The sequence below is a fragment of the Thiobacillus sp. SCN 63-57 genome (assembly GCF_001725555.1).
Taxonomy (GTDB): domain Bacteria; phylum Pseudomonadota; class Gammaproteobacteria; order Burkholderiales; family Thiobacillaceae; genus Thiobacillus.
This window is the reverse complement of sequence record NZ_MEGP01000034.1, coordinates 24033-38917: the sequence shown is the minus strand read 5'-3', so window position 1 is coordinate 38917 and position 14885 is coordinate 24033. Positions and strand designations below refer to the sequence as shown.

The window sequence follows — 14885 nt, the reverse complement described above, 5'->3', positions numbered from 1 at the left end:
CTTACATCCCCTCGGCCAGGCTGACGCCTAGACCCAGGGACTGCTGGCGGTGGTTGTAGTCGATCAGCGATTCGCCGTAGCCGGTGAAATATTGCACGTAACCTTTCAGGCGCCCGATCAGCGGGAAGCTCCAGTTCAGTTTCAGCGCACCCCGGTTGTCCGGGCTCTTGAAATTATTGCGCAGCAGGAGCGAATAGGCGTTGCGGCCCTTGCTGTAGACCACCAGCAGATCGCCATGACCCATGTAGTCTTCGATATCGGGGTTGTCGTCACTACCCCGGTTTTCGTGGATGCGGATCCAGGGCCGGACCAGCAAGGCCAGATTGCCGCGTTCCAGGCCGAACTGCGCATAAGCCCGGTTCCAGCTGCGCGACAGGCCTTCGCCGCGCCCGTTCGACTGATGCGACAGACCGAAATTGATGAAACGTCCTCTGAAACCAGCAAGCTCGTAATTCGTGCGGTACACCAGCATCGCCTCCGGTTCGTAGTTGGTCTCGCGAAACGGCGAAGAAATGCTGTGGTTGTAGGCCTGCCAGAACGAAGTCGCCGTATAGCCGAACCACAGATCGGCATCGTCATGGCCGAACACGCCCTGCATGGCCTTGATCTTGAAACTCAACTGCAATTCCGTCTCGACGTTTTCGAGACCGAGGCCGGGCTGGGCAAAGGTATTCCGAAACGGGGAATCGTTGGGTGCGTTGCTGTATTTGACGGGCAGGAAATAGTTGGGCCGATGAGGCTGAAACAGGAAGGCGCCCTGCTTGGCTTCGTCGTCCAGTTCCCAGTGGCGGGACAGCGCAGAAAGCAGCTTCGGTTCCGGCTGCTGCGCCAGCGGGGGCGCTGCGGCAGGCTGCGGTGCCGGTTTGGCCTCGACCCGGGGGGCAGTCTCGAGTTGCGAACGCCCTGACACGCGGTCGTAGCAGGCCAGCCGTTCGGCATCCGCCGGAATCGCGCTGCACCCTTCCCAGTCAGCCGTCGAAGCGGCCCGCGCATGCCCCGCCAGGCCACCCCCCAGCAAAGCCAGCAACAGGAGGCCGTACGATGGACTGGGAAAATTCATCGGCACAGGCTCATTCGAGGATGACGCCATGGCCCGGCGCCGGCGCCATCGCATCCCAGTCGAACTGCGTCTTCAGATCGGCGGCAAAATCCTTCGCCACCGTCTCCTCGCCATGCACGACGAACACCTGGCGCGGCTTGCTGCGAAAGTGGCCCAGCCAGGCGAGCAGGGCGGTACGGTCGGCGTGCGCCGACAACCCGCCCAATGTATAGAGATCGGCACGCACCGGAATATCCTCGCCCAACAGACGCACGCGCTTGGCGCCATCGACCAGGCGGCGGCCGAAGGTACCGGCAGCCTGGAAACCGGTGATGAGGATAGTCGATTCGCGGCGCGGCAGATTGGCGCGCAGGTGGTATTTGATGCGGCCGGCCTCGCACATGCCGCTGGCCGAGATGATGACGGCGCCGCCCGTGACGCGATCAAGCGCCTTCGATTCCTCGACATCCTCGACGAATTCGAGCTTGCGGAAATATTGCGCACCGCCATGCCGGCCCATCAACGCGTGGGTTTCGGCATCGAGCAGTTCCATGTGCTTGAAGGTGATTTCGGTGGCTGCGGTGGCCATCGGCGAATCGACGAAGACGGAGAGCTTGGGGATACGCGCCTGCCGGGTCAGGTCGGCCAGCAGGTAGAGCATGTCCTGCGTGCGCCCCACCGCAAAGGCGGGAATGATGACGTTGCCGCCCTTTCGCTCGATGGTGTCGCAGATTGCCTCCACCAGCTCGTCCTGCGTCGCTTCCATGCTCTTGTGGTCGCGGTTGCCGTAGGTCGACTCGACCAGCAGGTAGTCGGCGTCGAAGATCGGCGTCGGGTCGCGCAGCAAGGGCCGTGCAGGCTGGCCGAGGTCGCCGGAAAACACGATTTTGCGGCGCCGCGGCCCGTCCCCCACCCAGACTTCGACAATTGCCGAACCGAGGATGTGGCCGGCGTCGCGGAAGGTGCAGCGCACCTGCGGATGCGGCGCGATCTCGAGATCGTAATCGACCGGATTGAGGCGCTTGAGCGAAGCCTGCGCCTGCGCGACCGTGTAGAGCGGCGCGATGTCGCGCGGCGGCGCAGCCCCGGATGGCGCTGCGTCATCACGCAACACTCTGCGCGCCTTGTCGCGACGATCCATACCCTTGCGGAAGCGATTGACGTTGGCATACTCGGCTTCCTTTTCCTGGATGTGCGCCGAATCGGGCAGCATCACCACCAGCAGGTCGCAGGTGGCACGCGTGGCATGAACGGTGCCGTTGAAACCGAGCGCGACCAGGCGCGGCAGTAGCCCGGAGTGATCGATGTGGGCATGCGTCAGGATGACGAAATCGATCGTTCGGGGATCGAAGTTGAAGGCGCGGCGATTCTTGTCGCGCGCTTCGCGCCCGCCCTGGAACATGCCGCAATCGACCAGAAAGCGCACGCCGTCGGCTTCCAGCAGATAGCTGGAGCCCGTCACTTCGCGCGCTGCGCCGAGAAAAGTCAGTTTCATATCGCGCGTCCTTCGCCCGCTTCTTCGTAGGTCTTGCCGTCGCGGATATGGTAAATGCGTTTGAAGGTCGGGATGATTTTTTCGTCGTGGGTGACGACGATGATCGCGGTCTGGAATTCCTGCGCCAGGCGGTTGAGGATCTTCACCACGGTGAGCGCGCGTTCGCTGTCGAGCGGCGCGGTCGGCTCGTCGGCGAGGATGATCGGCGGTTTGTTGGCGAGCGCCCGCGCGATCGCCACGCGCTGCTGTTCGCCGCCCGAGAGTTCGGCGATGCGCGCCTGCGCGCGGTGCTGCACATCGAGCGCGGTGAGCATCTCCAGCGCGATCGCGCGCGCCTGCGGATTGGGTACGCCAGCCAGCATCGGCAGCAGCGCGACGTTGTCGGTGGCATCGAGAAAGGGGATCAGATAGGGCGCCTGGAACACGAAACCGATGCGGTCGCGCCGCAGCGCGCGCAGGTCGCCGGTCTTCCAGCCGCCGTCGAAGATCATTTCGCCGCCGAGGGTGAACCGGCCGGCGGTCGGCTCGATCACCGCCCCCAGGCATTTCAGCAAGGTGGTCTTGCCGGATCCGGACGGCCCGATCAGGCCGACCACCTCGCCGGGCCAGACCGTCATATCGACGCCCTTCAGCGCATCGACCGCCGCGCTGCCGCTGCCATAGCGCTTGGCGAGGCCCTCGATGAGAATCGCAGGCTGGGTTGAGGCAACGTCAGCCACCGATCGCCTCCGCCGGATCGATCCTGAGCGCGGCGCGTATCGCCAGCACCGAGGCCAATGCGCATACCACCAGGGTCAGCACGAAGGCGCGTCCTGCATCGCCGGTTTCAAGCAGCACGTATTTTGGAAAGGCCGGCGCCCACAGGGTGGCGGCGAATTTGCCGACCAGAAATCCAATGATGCCCAGTCCCAGCGCCTCCTGCATGATCATCGCGGCGATGGTGCGATTTCGGGTGCCGATGAGTTTGAGCACGGCGATCTCCTTGATCTTGCCGAGCGTCATCGTGTAGATGATGAAGGCGACGATGGCCGCGCTGACCACCGCCAGGATCATTAGGAACAGGCCGATCTGTTTGGCCGCAGTGGCGATCAGCTTCGCCACCAGGATCTCTTCCATGTCGTCGCGGGTATAGGCGGTGAAACGCTGCCAGCGCGCGATCGTGTCGGCGACGGCGCGCGCGTCGGCCCCATGCTGCAGCCGCAGCAGCACGGCGTTGACCTTGTGGCTGGACGTCTGGATCTCCTGCACCGCATCGAGCACGCCGGGTTGGCCGGGGCGGTTGATCGCCGGATTGGCGGCGAGCCGCTGGCGATCCTCGACGATGGCGTCGTTGTCCTTGAGGAACTGCGCTTCCTGCGCGTCCTTCAACGGAATGAACAACATCGGGTCGCCGTTGGACGACACCATGCGCCGCGTCAGCCCGACCACAGTGTAGTCGTTGCGGCGAATGCGGACCACGTCACCCACCCGCAGGCCGGTCTTGGCGTCGGCCACGGCTTCGTAATGCGCACGGGCGATGGGGCGGCCGGCTACCAGAAACGCCGGCCCGCCGGGCTTGCCCGGTTCGAAACCCGCCACCATCACACGCTGCGACCGGCCTGCGTGCGACACCTGCATGGTGAGGTAGGCGACGTTTCCCGCCTGCGCCACGCCTGGCAGCCCCAGCAGCGCGCGGTAGAGATCGTCCGGCACGGAGGAGGGCTCGGCGAAGGGACCGAGGGTATCCTGCTGCACCACCCAGACGTCGGCGTCGACCGCACGCAGCAGTACTTTGGCGTCGTCGACCATGCCGCGATACACGCCGGCCATGGTCAACGTCACCCCGATCAGCAGGCCCAGCCCCAGCCCGGTCAGCAGATAGCTTTTCAGATGGTGGACGATGTCGCGCCCGGCGAGATTGATCATGGCCGGAGCGGCTCAGCGCGCCATCAATTGTTGCTCGCGCACCCGCATGCCGGCGTCGAGCTGCCTCGCGCTGTAGACGATGATGCGCTCGCCCTCGGCGAGGCCGGAGACGACCTGCACACGATCCGCAGTCTGCACGCCGAATTGCACCGACTTGAAGCGGGCACGGCCGTCGACTGCCTGCCATACGCCGGTCCGGTCGTTGCGTAGGCCGATGGCGGCACTCGGCACGGTCAACGCGTTGCGCGTGCCGGGCAGATGCAGCGTCACCTCCGCTAGCTCGCCCAGATACAGACGATCGGGCACCGGGTCGAACGCCACGTCGACGATGCGCTCCTCGGTCACGGCATCGCTTTGCAGTTCGATGCGCGCCACCTTCCCCGGCAGGGCCACGTCGGGCGCAGAACGCATCGCGATATCCGCCGACTGTCCCACCCGTATAGCCTGCGCGCGCGCCTGATCGACCCGCGCGCGCACCCACAGGCTCGCCGGATCGGCCAGCCGCAGTACGGCCTGCCCCGCTACCACCGTCGTGCCGGGTTCGGCCTCGCGCGCCGTGACCACGCCTGTGATCGGGCTCAGCAATGTGAGGCTGTTGCGCAGCTGATCGACGCCCCGCCGCTCGGCGTCGGCCCGCCCGATTTCGCGCTGCGCGGCCGCGGCATTGGCGCGCGCCGCAGTCAGCGCCGCGTCGGCGGCCGCTGCTTCGTGCAGACGGCTGTCCACCATTTCCCTGGCGACGAAATTCTGCCGATACAGCGCCTGATAGCGCGCCAGATTGGCTTGCGCCAGACGCGTCCGACTGTCGGCCTCACCCACCTGCGCCTGTGCCGCCGCTGCAGCCTGCCGGGCGCGGGCGGCAGCGCTCATCGCCGCGTCGGCGCGCTGGCGCAGATCCACCGGATCGATCTCGGCCAGCACCTGGCCAGCCTCGACCCGATCGCCTTGATCAACCATCACCCGCAACAGCCGGCCGGCCTGGATCGGGCCGACACTATAGGCATGCTGCGCCTCCACCGTGCCGATTCCGTACACGCCGGGATGAAGGTCGGCGCGGATGACGGCAGCCTGCTCGATGCCCACCGGCGCCAGCGGCCCGCGTGTCGCGAGCAACCAGACGGAGGCCGCGACAAATGCCAGAAGGCCAATGACCAGAAACAGATTACGTCGATTGATGAACGAGACAGCGCGGCGCTTCATACGGGGTCCGCTCAGTGTTTATCGTCGTTCAGCGGACTGCGGATTTGATAGGCCGCATGGCAGCTCCAGGCTGTCGGCATCCATTGCGATCTGGTCGAAATCGCGGTGCACCGAAAAACCCAGCTGCCTGAATTCCATGGGCAACTTGGCCCGCAACTCGGGCGGTACTTCGTGCACCATCTTCATCCCCATTCCGCGGGCCGCGGCCGCCGTCGCCTGCATGTCCTGCTTGCCGAGCGCACCGGTCATGGTGCCGACGCTGTCGAGGAAGAGACGCATTTCTTCCAGGATCATGGCGCGTTCGTCCGGAGACAGGGCCAGGATCACGCGAGTGTCGGCGGCAGGCGCATGGACATGGAGGGGCGCCATGTCCTGCGCATGGGCGGTGGCCAGATTCATGCACTGGCAGGCTGCGAGCAGCATTGAGACATATTTCATGGGTGCGTTCCTTGGGTGGATGAGGGTGTACGGACTGCCGCGAGAAAGACCGGGAAAGTGCGGGCGGCTTCGGCCGCCAGCGTGCGCTGGCCCCGCAGGATGGACGTTTGCAGGACCAGTCCCTGGATCATGCCGATATAGAGCGTGGCTGCGGCCTGCGTATCGAGATCGGGGCGGACTTGCTTCTCTATTTGGCCATCCTGGAGCAGATGCGCGATTTTCGCCTCGTACGCCAGCATGATTTCGGTCACGACCTGACGCAGCACCGCATTGCGACCATGCAGATGCTCGGAGGTGAGCACGCGCGGGATGGCCGGATGGCCGGCGATGAACGCGATATGGGCAAAAAACATGCGCTGCAGGGCGTCCAGCGGATCGCGGCCTTGCGCGGCCGCACGCGTCAGCACCGCCATCATGCGGTCGCGCACCCACTGCATCACCGCCAGCCAGATGGCGTCCTTGCTCGGAAAGTGCCGGAACACTGCGCCCTGCGTCACCCCCATCGCCTGGGCCATGTCCTGGGTAGTCACGTCGTCGACACCCTGCCTGGCGGCCAGTTCGAGCGTCACGCGGATAATTTCCTCGCGCCTTTCGTCGGCACCCAACCGTTTGCGCACAGCCTCGGACATGAACGCAGCCCTAGATAGTTATTGATCACTATCTTATGATCGGGTTCGACACGCGTCAAGCCGGAGAAGCGCCCATTCTCAGATATCCGGGTTTTTAAGGCAGGCCAGCAGGACCGCCCCCAGCATGCGAATATCGTCGGCGCTTGTCACATAGGGCGGCATGACATACACCGTATTGCCGATCGGGCGAATGAACACGCCTTGCCCCAGCGCCGCCTGGTGCAGGCGGGCGGAGAAACCGGGCTGTGCATCCGCCACGTCGAACGCCCAGATCATGCCGCGCTGACGAAAATGGCGTACCCGCGGGTGCATCGCCACATCCGCCAGCAATCCCGTGAATTCCTGCGCCTTGATGCGGTTGGCGGCAATGACCTGGTCCGTTTCGAAGATGTCCAGCACCGCCAGCGCCGCCCGGCAGGCCAGGGGGTTGCCGGTGTAGGAATGCGAATGCAGGAAGCCGCGCGCCGTAGCGTCGCCATAGAACGCGGCGTAGACGGCGTCGGTCGTCAGCACGGCCGACAGCGGCAGATAGCCCCCCGTGATCCCCTTCGACAGGCAGATGAAATCGGGGTGGATGGCGGCCTGCTCGCAGGCGAACATCGTGCCGGTGCGGCCGAAACCCACGGCGATCTCGTCGGCGATCAGGTGCACTCGATATTTCGTGCACAGTTCCCGGGCTCGCTTGAGATAGACCGGGTGATACATCGCCATCCCTGTCGCGCCCTGTACCAGCGGTTCGACGATGAAGGCGGCCGTTTCCGCGGCGTGTTCGACCAGATGCGCTTCCAGGGCATCCGCACAGCGCAGGGCAAATTCCTCGGCCGTTTCGCCTGTTTCGGCCAGGCGCGCATCCGGCGTCGGAACCTGCACCGTGTGCCGCAGCAGGGACGCATAGGTGGCCTTGAACAGCGGAATATCGGTCACCGACAGCGCGCCGACGGTTTCGCCGTGATAGCCGTTCTGGAGGCTGATGAAGCCGTTTTTCTCCGTTTGACCGGCATTACGCCAGAAGTGAGCGCTCATTTTCAGTGCGATCTCGGTAGCCGACGCGCCATCCGAGCCATAGAACGCGTGGCCCAGCCCGGTCAGCTTGGCCAGCCGCTCCGAGAGCGCCACGACCGGTTCGTGGGTGGCGCCGGCCAGCATCACATGCTCGATCCTGCCGAGCTGGTCGACGATCGCGGCGTTGATGCGCGGATTGCAGTGGCCGAAGAGATTGACCCACCAGCTCGAAATCGCGTCGAGATAGCGCCGCCCGTCGGTGTCGACCAGCCACACCCCTTCGCCGCGCGCAATCGGCAGCGGCGGGGCGGCTTCCAGCTGTTTCATCTGGGTGCAGGGGTGCCAGACGGCAGCGCGGGTACGGCTTAAAAGATCGTTGTCGGCCGCCATTGGATTCGATAGTCCACTTGCGCGTCTCTCAAGGGGTTCCAACGACTATCGCCATTCCCAACATCAGAGAAATTGACGTTAATTCCGACAGTCGTCAGGGTTTTCGACATTAAAACGGATATTGCGAATAAGGAGCACCAATTCTAGCCGAGTGGACACTCCGGGTGAGCCCTTTAGCCGGCAGCAGTTCGGCCGAAGCTGCCGCTGGAGATTTGGCCTTCTACTTCTGCTATGTGGTCGTTACCGGACATAGGGCAGGAAATTCCCCGAACGTCCGCGTTCTGATTTCCCCCGCGACAGGACCCGACCCAATACAGGCGTTGTATCGCGCGGGCCTGAAGGTCAGCTTTCAGCAGCAATCGGTCGGTTGTGGAGAGGAGCGACCGCCGAATCGCAGGCGGCCGGAGCGCCCATGCGCGATCTGCGGCGGATGCGCAGCGTGCAGACCTACAGGTGGAAATCACCCGCGGCCTCAGGCTGATAAAGCACTTTTCCAATCCGGATATGGCAGGTTCGGTTCGGAATCCGCCAGCTGAAGGCATCGCCCTCCTTGTAGCCCAGGATCGCGGTGCCGATGCCGGAGCAAACCGATAGTTTCCCGGCACGATCGTCCGCATCCTCTGGGTAAACCAGCGCAACTTCCACCTCCTCGTCGTCCACCTTCAGCAAGGCCCTGGAGTTCATCGTGACAACATCCTCCGCCACTTTCTTTGGATCGACGACGATGGCTCGCTCGATCTCATGCTCAAGCTCGAAAATACTCGAGCCCTGTTCGAGGTCGACCAGACTCCTGAGCCGGGCCTTGTCGATCTCGGTGATGTAGATGTCGGCGGTGTGAACCGGAGGGCGTTCGCGCAAGAGCCGGAGATAGCGCGTTGAGTTCATGACCAGGGACTTCATCGCCGGCGTTTCGCTTTCCAGCAAGAAGCCGCTACGCAGGAAAGCATTCAACGATCGCACGTTGTCCGGGTGGATTTTGGCGATGAGCTTCTCGGCCCGCATCTCGAAGAAAGCGAGCTTCATGCCTTCGCGGATGGCGCTGGCGCCGAGCTTGCGGCCCCAGTTTTCGCGGTCACCGATGACCAGGACCATTTCGCAGTCCGGGCCCGCCTTGGCGAGACGCACGAAGCCCACCGGTACGTCATGCTGGTCGTAGGCCATGAAGAACCGGCCGCCCTGGTTGAAAAGATGGGTCAGGATTGGCAACTGGACCCGACCGATGATCTGCTCGATCAAGCGGGAGACATGGCGGGAATCGCTCAGGTAGCGGGTGATGTCCTCATCCTCCAACCAGTCAATCAGTGTCAGCGCGTTTTCCCGAGTGATCTCGGGACACAGAGAAATGAAAGGTGTGTTCATCTTGACCTCATTTGGCAGCAAGAATGAAAGCCCTTCATGGCCGCGGCCATGACGGTTCTTTCGACTGAAGGCTCATCGAGCCCGTCTTCAGGGAGTTCGACATCGATGCGCAGCTGCGTCGGCAGCGCAGTGGCCCCCGGCGAAAAGAAAGGGGGAGAAATTCAAGACCCGCATGGCAAACTCCTGCAAGAGTATGGGAACGACAAGGAAAAGCTGCGTCGCTCAGGACGTGGCCGGTGCTTGCCAATGGCCGCTGAACAGCCGGTTCGGCAGTTCCCGCGCGCGTACCCACGCGCTGGCTTCCCACACCTCCACCGGTACGTTGAGGCCGGCGTAGATGCCGTAGCCGTCGCCAGCACGGATCGTCGCTTCGGTCTGCAGGCTTTCGCCAGCTTTGATCGCCCCGCCGGCGACGATGGCGCCGAGTGCCTTGATGCCCCAACCTGCTTCCAGGTGTTCCTGGCAATGAATTGTCGTGCCGGCCTCTATGCCATGGGTAGCACGGATCGAACTGGCGCCGGTGATGAAGCCGCCGGTTCGCAGGCTCTTGCTGCACTGGACGGCACCCTTGGCAACCACGTCCTGGCCGATGTAGGCATTGCCGCCCACCGTCAGCAGGCCGCCGCAGGACAGATCCCACTCGACACGCAGGTTGCCACCACATTGCAGCGCGCCTTCGGCCTCGATGCCCCAGCCAGCCTTGATGTCTCCGCCGGCGTCGAGCGTTCCGCCCGAACGGATGTTGCCGTCAGCCCGGACATCCTCGCCTGCGATGATGGACTGGCCAGCGCGAATCCCGCCGCCGGCCCGGATCGACCCACCCGCACGTAGGATCGAATCGACCTCGATGTTGCCGCGCACCTCCAGGGTGCCAGCGAACACGATGGCCTGCGCATCGATCGCATTCACGGACAGAACCGCATCCGTGGGACCGAACTGGGTCAGCAGCCAGCAGGCGTCGTCAACCCTTCCGTCTCTGACGAGGGCATCGAGCAACGGCTGGTAATCACCGCCGTTCTGGTGGGTGCGGAGAAACCAGCGAAAACCCTCGGCACAGGGGCGCTTGGCTTTTACGAAGTTCTTGGTCAGATCCATGGCGAGCCGGCCTCATCGAAAAAGCGGTGGCCTATACGCCGCAACAGACTGAAAAGTCGCCCAGAGAGGGGCCGGCGGTCACGGATAGCCGCTTGGCGCGGGTCTTGCTCCAGCCAGGAAAGATGGACGAAGCTGGGTGCGTCAAGCATGGGCCTGACAGGGATGTACGTATGCATGGTGATTCCCAAAAGCGCGGCCGACCCGGCAAGGGGACGGCCACTATCGCGCCTGGCTTAGGCCCGGCGATATGTGTTTGCGCAAATGAGATGAGGGTGGGGTATCGCCGGGCTTAAGTATCTGCGCCCGGCGGGCAAGTGCCCATGACGCTTGTCAACTTGAGGCCGTGCGTGTGCATGCCTGCCATCAGGGTTTGGCGGGCGGCATGCGTGTAGACGGGGCAATCAAAAGCAAACATGGCCGGGAAGGTAGGCGATCAGGCGGAGACTGTCAAGCCGCCGCTCGCGCATCGTCTGGATTCATCGGGAACGACGGCGCTCCATACAGATGTTCGCCCAGTCATGGTCCCACCACGGATCCGGGCTGACGCGCGCCAGCCGGAAATCGATAAAAGCGCGTAGGTGCACAGTAGCTCCTGCTCGATGTTGGTGTTAGCCGAGCGGTCGATCCAGTTGCCCAAGTAATGGTAGGCCAGCCGGTCGCGGAACAGGGCGACGACACGGGCCTGGGTGCGCTTCTCGATTTGGCCTGTGGTATTCACAAGAGGCAATCTCTGAACTTGTCAGTCGCTGAGTCGAACATTCGTTTTGCCTTGCCACCGGACGCTACGCCCACTCCTCACGCGTTCGATCGCTCCCATGTCATATAGCCGACTTATCACGCGGCTCTGCGGCACCCGCAGTCGCGCAAACAGGCTGCAAGGCCAATGATCAAGCAAAACGCATCCCTCGCGTCCTCAGAGGCGAGGTATTGGAGCCACTCGGGGTACAGATCCGAATTCAGGACATCCGTACGCATGTCGAAAGCAGGCGAGGAATTTGGCAGGTGACCGCCACAGCCACCCTAACCGTATCTGATTGATTTTTATGCACGTTAGTGAGCGCCATCGCACCAAGCGGCTTCGCCGCCGTGGCCGGGCCATCAAGTTTATTGGCAAAACTATCAACTCTAATGGCGACCGACAATCGTCCATGGACTTGAAATTGAAACTCTGCGCCTCTACTATTAGCACTCAACGGCGACGAGTGCTAACAACACTTCGCCGCTTCCTCATTTTTCGGGCAGCTCCGGCTGCCTTATATCAACGTACCGCAATGGAGACTTTGCAATGAAAATCCGTCCTCTGCACGACCGAGTGATTGTCAAGCGCATGGAAGAAGAGCGCAAGACCGCTTCCGGGATTGTGATCCCCGACACCGCGACCGAGAAACCCGACCAGGGTGAAGTGATCGCCGTCGGCGCAGGCAAGAAAGACGACCAGGGCAAGCTGATTCCGCTGGACGTGAAAGTCGGCGACCGCGTGCTGTTCGGCAAATACGCTGGCCAGACTGTCAAGGTCGAAGGCGACGAACTGCTGGTGATGCGCGAAGAAGACATCATGGGCGTGGTCGAGCAGTAATCATCCCTGACACGCAATCCAACCGAATTCAATTTAGGAGTTAAAGCATGGCTGCAAAAGACGTACGTTTTGGCGATTCCGCGCGTCACCGCATGGTGGCTGGTGTCAATGTCCTGGCTGACGCCGTCAAGGTAACCCTGGGCCCGAAAGGCCGCAACGTGGTGCTCGACCGTTCCTACGGCGCCCCCACCGTGACCAAGGACGGTGTGTCGGTCGCCAAGGAAATCGAGCTGAAGGACAAGCTGGAGAACATGGGCGCGCAGATGGTCAAGGAAGTCGCTTCCAAGACCTCCGATGTCGCGGGTGACGGCACCACCACCGCCACCGTGCTGGCGCAATCCATCGTCAACGAAGGCATGAAGTTTGTCGCCGCCGGCATGAACCCGATGGATCTGAAGCGCGGCATCGACAAGGCCGTGATCGCCATCACCGCCGAACTGAAGAAGATTTCCCAGCCCTGCAAGACCTCCAAGGAAATCGCCCAGGTCGGTTCCATTTCCGCCAACTCCGACTCCTCGATCGGCGACATCATCGCCGCCGCGATGGACAAGGTCGGCAAGGAAGGCGTCATCACGGTCGAAGACAGCTCGGGCCTGGAAAATGAACTCGACGTCGTCGAAGGCATGCAGTTCGACCGCGGCTACCTGTCGCCCTACTTCATCAACAATCCCGACAAGCAGATGGCGATCATGGAAGATCCCTTCATCCTGCTGTTCGACAAGAAGATCTCCAACATCCGTGACCTGCTGCCCGTGCTGGAGCAGGTCGCCAAGGCCGGCAAGCCGCTGATGATCGTCGCCGAAGACGTCGACGGCGAAGCGCTCGCCACCCTGGTGGTCAACAACATCCGCGGCATCCTCAAGACCTGCGCCGTCAAGGCCCCGGGCTTCGGCGACCGCCGCAAGGCGATGCTGGAAGACATGGCCATCCTCACCGGCGGCACCGTGATCGCCGAGGAAGTCGGCCTGTCGCTCGAGAAGGCCACCCTGCAGGACCTCGGCCGCGCCAAGCGCATCGAAGTCGGCAAGGAAAACACCACCATCATCGACGGTGCCGGCGATGCCAACGCGATCAAGGGCCGCATCGCCCAGATCAACAAGCAGATCGACGAAGTCACCAGCGACTACGACCGCGAGAAGCTGCAGGAGCGCAAGGCCAAGCTGGCCGGCGGCGTGGCGGTGATCAAGGTCGGCGCTGCGACCGAAGTCGAGATGAAGGAGAAGAAGGCCCGCGTGGAAGACGCGCTGCACGCCACGCGTGCCGCCGTTGAAGAAGGCATCGTCCCCGGCGGCGGCGTCGCACTGCTGCGCGCCAAGGCCGCGGCCGCTGCCGTCAAGGGCGACAACCACGACCAGGACGCCGGCGTGAAGATCGTGCTGCGCGCCATCGAGGAACCGCTGCGCCAGATCGTCAAGAACTGCGGCGACGAGCCCTCGGTCGTGGTCAACAAGGTGCTCGAAGGCACCGCACCGCGCTGCAGAACGCCGCGTCGATCGCCGGCCTGATGCTGACCACCGACTGCATGGTCGCCGACTTGCCGGAAGACAAGCCGGCCATGCCGATGGGCGGCGCCGACATGGGCGGGATGGGTGGCATGGGCGGCATGATGTAAGGAAGCAAACGCCTGCCCGTTTAACCCGTTTCGGGTTTTCAAGCAGTCCCAAAGCCCCGCTTCGGCGGGGCTTTTTTTATCCGGCAAACCCTCTTGGCAATCGGCATCTGTCGGCGTTTTTTACGTTCCAGTATCAAATGCCCCATGCCTGATGCAAACACCTCACGGGAAAATGCAACAAGCCATTGATTAACCAGATGAATCAAAGATCAAATCATCTGATGGCCCGGTATTTGCAGTGCGATGGGGAACATCCAACAAGGGAGAAATGAATGAAAACGATCAAACAGCTTGCTGTTGCCGCCTGCATCCTCACCCTGGCGGGGCAGGCCGGTGCTGCAGTGATCAGCTACCCGGATTTTTCCAGCGTGGCCGGTCTCACACTCAATGGCAATGCCGCTCAGGTGGGCAACGTACTGCGGCTGACGCCCGCGAATTATGGCGAATCGGGCAGCGCCTTCTCGACCAGCACGGTTTCCCTTGCCTCCAACGCCTCGTTCAGCACCTTCTTCCAGTTTCGCTTCACCAATCCCGGCGGCGCCTGCGATGGTCAAGGATGCGGCGCCGACGGCCTGGTGTTCGTAGTACAGACCGTCGGCAACAACGTCGGCGGGGCTGGCGGCGGCATTGGCTATGCCGGCATCAACAACAGCGTCGGCATTGAATTCGACACATGGAACAATGGCGCCGGCGACAACAACAGCAGCAACCACATCGGCGTCGATGTCAACGGCAGCGTCGATTCGATCGTCCTTGCCGAAGTGACCGAAGCCGACATGAACGATGGCGACATCTGGAACGCGTGGATCGATTACGACGGCAGCACCAATCTACTGGAAGCCCGCCTGGGCCGTTCCGCTGTACGCCCCACCAGCGCCATTCTGTCGCTGACGCGCAATCTGGCGAGTGACCTGGGCACCACCAATGCTTTCGTCGGCTTTACGTCTGGCACCGGTGCGGCATACGCCAATCACGACGTTCTCAGCTGGACGCTGGAAGACCGCTTCGCACCGATTGGCGGGGGCGGAAACTCCGTACCCGAACCGGGATCGCTGCTGCTGCTGGGTACGGGGCTGGTACTTACTCGCCTCATGCGTAAACGCGCAAATTAAATCGTTTCAGCAGCCTTTGAAGCGGTGGCAATT

13 protein-coding genes and 1 pseudogene are annotated in these 14885 nt (G+C 62.9%); 3 read left to right on the top strand and 11 right to left on the bottom strand.

Features of this window, described 5'->3' with window-relative positions:
• Position 1 precedes the first annotated feature (1 nt).
• The 11 genes from ABT23_RS12900 to ABT23_RS12850 all read right to left on the bottom strand — a co-directional run bounded on the left by ABT23_RS12900 (position 2) and on the right by ABT23_RS12850 (position 11270).
• Positions 2–1060, bottom strand: coding sequence for a phospholipase A (locus ABT23_RS12900; RefSeq protein ID WP_296636018.1), 1059 nt, complete (start codon positions 1058–1060; stop codon positions 2–4).
• 10 nt (positions 1061–1070) lie between these two features.
• On the bottom strand, positions 1071–2534 hold the full coding sequence (locus ABT23_RS12895; protein ID WP_296636015.1) for an MBL fold metallo-hydrolase: 1464 nt from the start codon (positions 2532–2534) through the stop codon (positions 1071–1073).
• The gene (locus ABT23_RS12890) at positions 2531–3253 is read right to left on the bottom strand and encodes an ABC transporter ATP-binding protein (protein WP_296636012.1); all 723 of its coding nucleotides are present in this window, start codon (positions 3251–3253) and stop codon (positions 2531–2533) included. Before ABT23_RS12890 ends, ABT23_RS12895 begins: the two co-directional genes overlap by 4 nt.
• Positions 3246–4439, bottom strand: coding sequence for an ABC transporter permease (locus ABT23_RS12885; RefSeq protein ID WP_296636010.1), 1194 nt, complete (start codon positions 4437–4439; stop codon positions 3246–3248). Before ABT23_RS12885 ends, ABT23_RS12890 begins: the two co-directional genes overlap by 8 nt.
• A 12-nt stretch (positions 4440–4451) precedes the next feature.
• A complete protein-coding gene (locus ABT23_RS12880; protein ID WP_296636008.1) occupies positions 4452–5639 on the bottom strand; it encodes an efflux RND transporter periplasmic adaptor subunit in 1188 nt (395 codons plus the stop codon).
• Between the two features lie 18 nt (positions 5640–5657).
• Positions 5658–6077 (bottom strand): hypothetical protein, encoded by a 420-nt coding sequence (locus tag ABT23_RS12875; RefSeq protein ID WP_296636005.1) that lies wholly within the window; start codon positions 6075–6077, stop codon positions 5658–5660.
• On the bottom strand, positions 6074–6706 hold the full coding sequence (locus ABT23_RS12870; RefSeq protein WP_296636003.1) for a TetR/AcrR family transcriptional regulator: 633 nt from the start codon (positions 6704–6706) through the stop codon (positions 6074–6076). The genes ABT23_RS12875 and ABT23_RS12870 overlap by 4 nt, the downstream gene beginning before the upstream one ends.
• A gap of 78 nt (positions 6707–6784) precedes the next feature.
• Positions 6785–8098, bottom strand: coding sequence for an adenosylmethionine--8-amino-7-oxononanoate transaminase (gene bioA, locus ABT23_RS12865; RefSeq protein WP_296636000.1), 1314 nt, complete (start codon positions 8096–8098; stop codon positions 6785–6787).
• A gap of 447 nt (positions 8099–8545) precedes the next feature.
• Positions 8546–9457, bottom strand: coding sequence for a bifunctional GNAT family N-acetyltransferase/nucleoside diphosphate kinase regulator (locus ABT23_RS12860; RefSeq protein ID WP_296635998.1), 912 nt, complete (start codon positions 9455–9457; stop codon positions 8546–8548).
• A 222-nt stretch (positions 9458–9679) separates the two neighbouring features.
• Positions 9680–10552, bottom strand: coding sequence for a hypothetical protein (locus ABT23_RS12855; protein WP_296635996.1), 873 nt, complete (start codon positions 10550–10552; stop codon positions 9680–9682).
• A 433-nt stretch (positions 10553–10985) separates the two neighbouring features.
• On the bottom strand, positions 10986–11270 hold the full coding sequence (locus tag ABT23_RS12850; protein ID WP_296635993.1) for a hypothetical protein: 285 nt from the start codon (positions 11268–11270) through the stop codon (positions 10986–10988).
• A gap of 567 nt (positions 11271–11837) precedes the next feature.
• Here ABT23_RS12850 and groES point away from each other — a divergent pair.
• From groES to ABT23_RS12835, 3 genes and pseudogenes are all read left to right on the top strand, one after another.
• The gene (gene groES / locus ABT23_RS12845) at positions 11838–12128 is read left to right on the top strand and encodes a co-chaperone GroES (RefSeq protein ID WP_018509198.1); all 291 of its coding nucleotides are present in this window, start codon (positions 11838–11840) and stop codon (positions 12126–12128) included.
• 47 nt (positions 12129–12175) lie between these two features.
• Positions 12176–13740, top strand: a pseudogene (groL, locus tag ABT23_RS12840) (chaperonin GroEL).
• Positions 13741–14012: 272 nt separating this feature from the next.
• Positions 14013–14852, top strand: a complete 840-nt coding sequence (locus tag ABT23_RS12835) for an L-type lectin-domain containing protein (protein WP_296635990.1) — start codon at positions 14013–14015, stop codon at positions 14850–14852.
• The last annotated feature ends 33 nt before the right edge of the window (positions 14853–14885 follow it).

Excerpts from the sequence above, each read along its gene's own strand:
- ABT23_RS12900 (WP_296636018.1), bottom strand. The coding sequence starts at position 1,060 with ATGAATTTTCCCAGTCCATCGTACGGCCTCCTGTTGCTGGCTTTGCTG.
- ABT23_RS12895 (WP_296636015.1), bottom strand. The coding sequence starts at position 2,534 with ATGAAACTGACTTTTCTCGGCGCAGCGCGCGAAGTGACGGGCTCCAGC.
- ABT23_RS12885 (WP_296636010.1), bottom strand. The coding sequence starts at position 4,439 with ATGATCAATCTCGCCGGGCGCGACATCGTCCACCATCTGAAAAGCTAT.
- ABT23_RS12880 (WP_296636008.1), bottom strand. The coding sequence starts at position 5,639 with ATGAAGCGCCGCGCTGTCTCGTTCATCAATCGACGTAATCTGTTTCTG.
- ABT23_RS12875 (WP_296636005.1), bottom strand. The coding sequence starts at position 6,077 with ATGAAATATGTCTCAATGCTGCTCGCAGCCTGCCAGTGCATGAATCTG.
- ABT23_RS12870 (WP_296636003.1), bottom strand. The coding sequence starts at position 6,706 with ATGTCCGAGGCTGTGCGCAAACGGTTGGGTGCCGACGAAAGGCGCGAG.
- bioA (WP_296636000.1), bottom strand. The coding sequence starts at position 8,098 with ATGGCGGCCGACAACGATCTTTTAAGCCGTACCCGCGCTGCCGTCTGG.
- ABT23_RS12860 (WP_296635998.1), bottom strand. The coding sequence starts at position 9,457 with ATGAACACACCTTTCATTTCTCTGTGTCCCGAGATCACTCGGGAAAAC.
- ABT23_RS12855 (WP_296635996.1), bottom strand. The coding sequence starts at position 10,552 with ATGGATCTGACCAAGAACTTCGTAAAAGCCAAGCGCCCCTGTGCCGAG.
- groES (WP_018509198.1), top strand. The coding sequence starts at position 11,838 with ATGAAAATCCGTCCTCTGCACGACCGAGTGATTGTCAAGCGCATGGAA.
- ABT23_RS12835 (WP_296635990.1), top strand. The coding sequence starts at position 14,013 with ATGAAAACGATCAAACAGCTTGCTGTTGCCGCCTGCATCCTCACCCTG.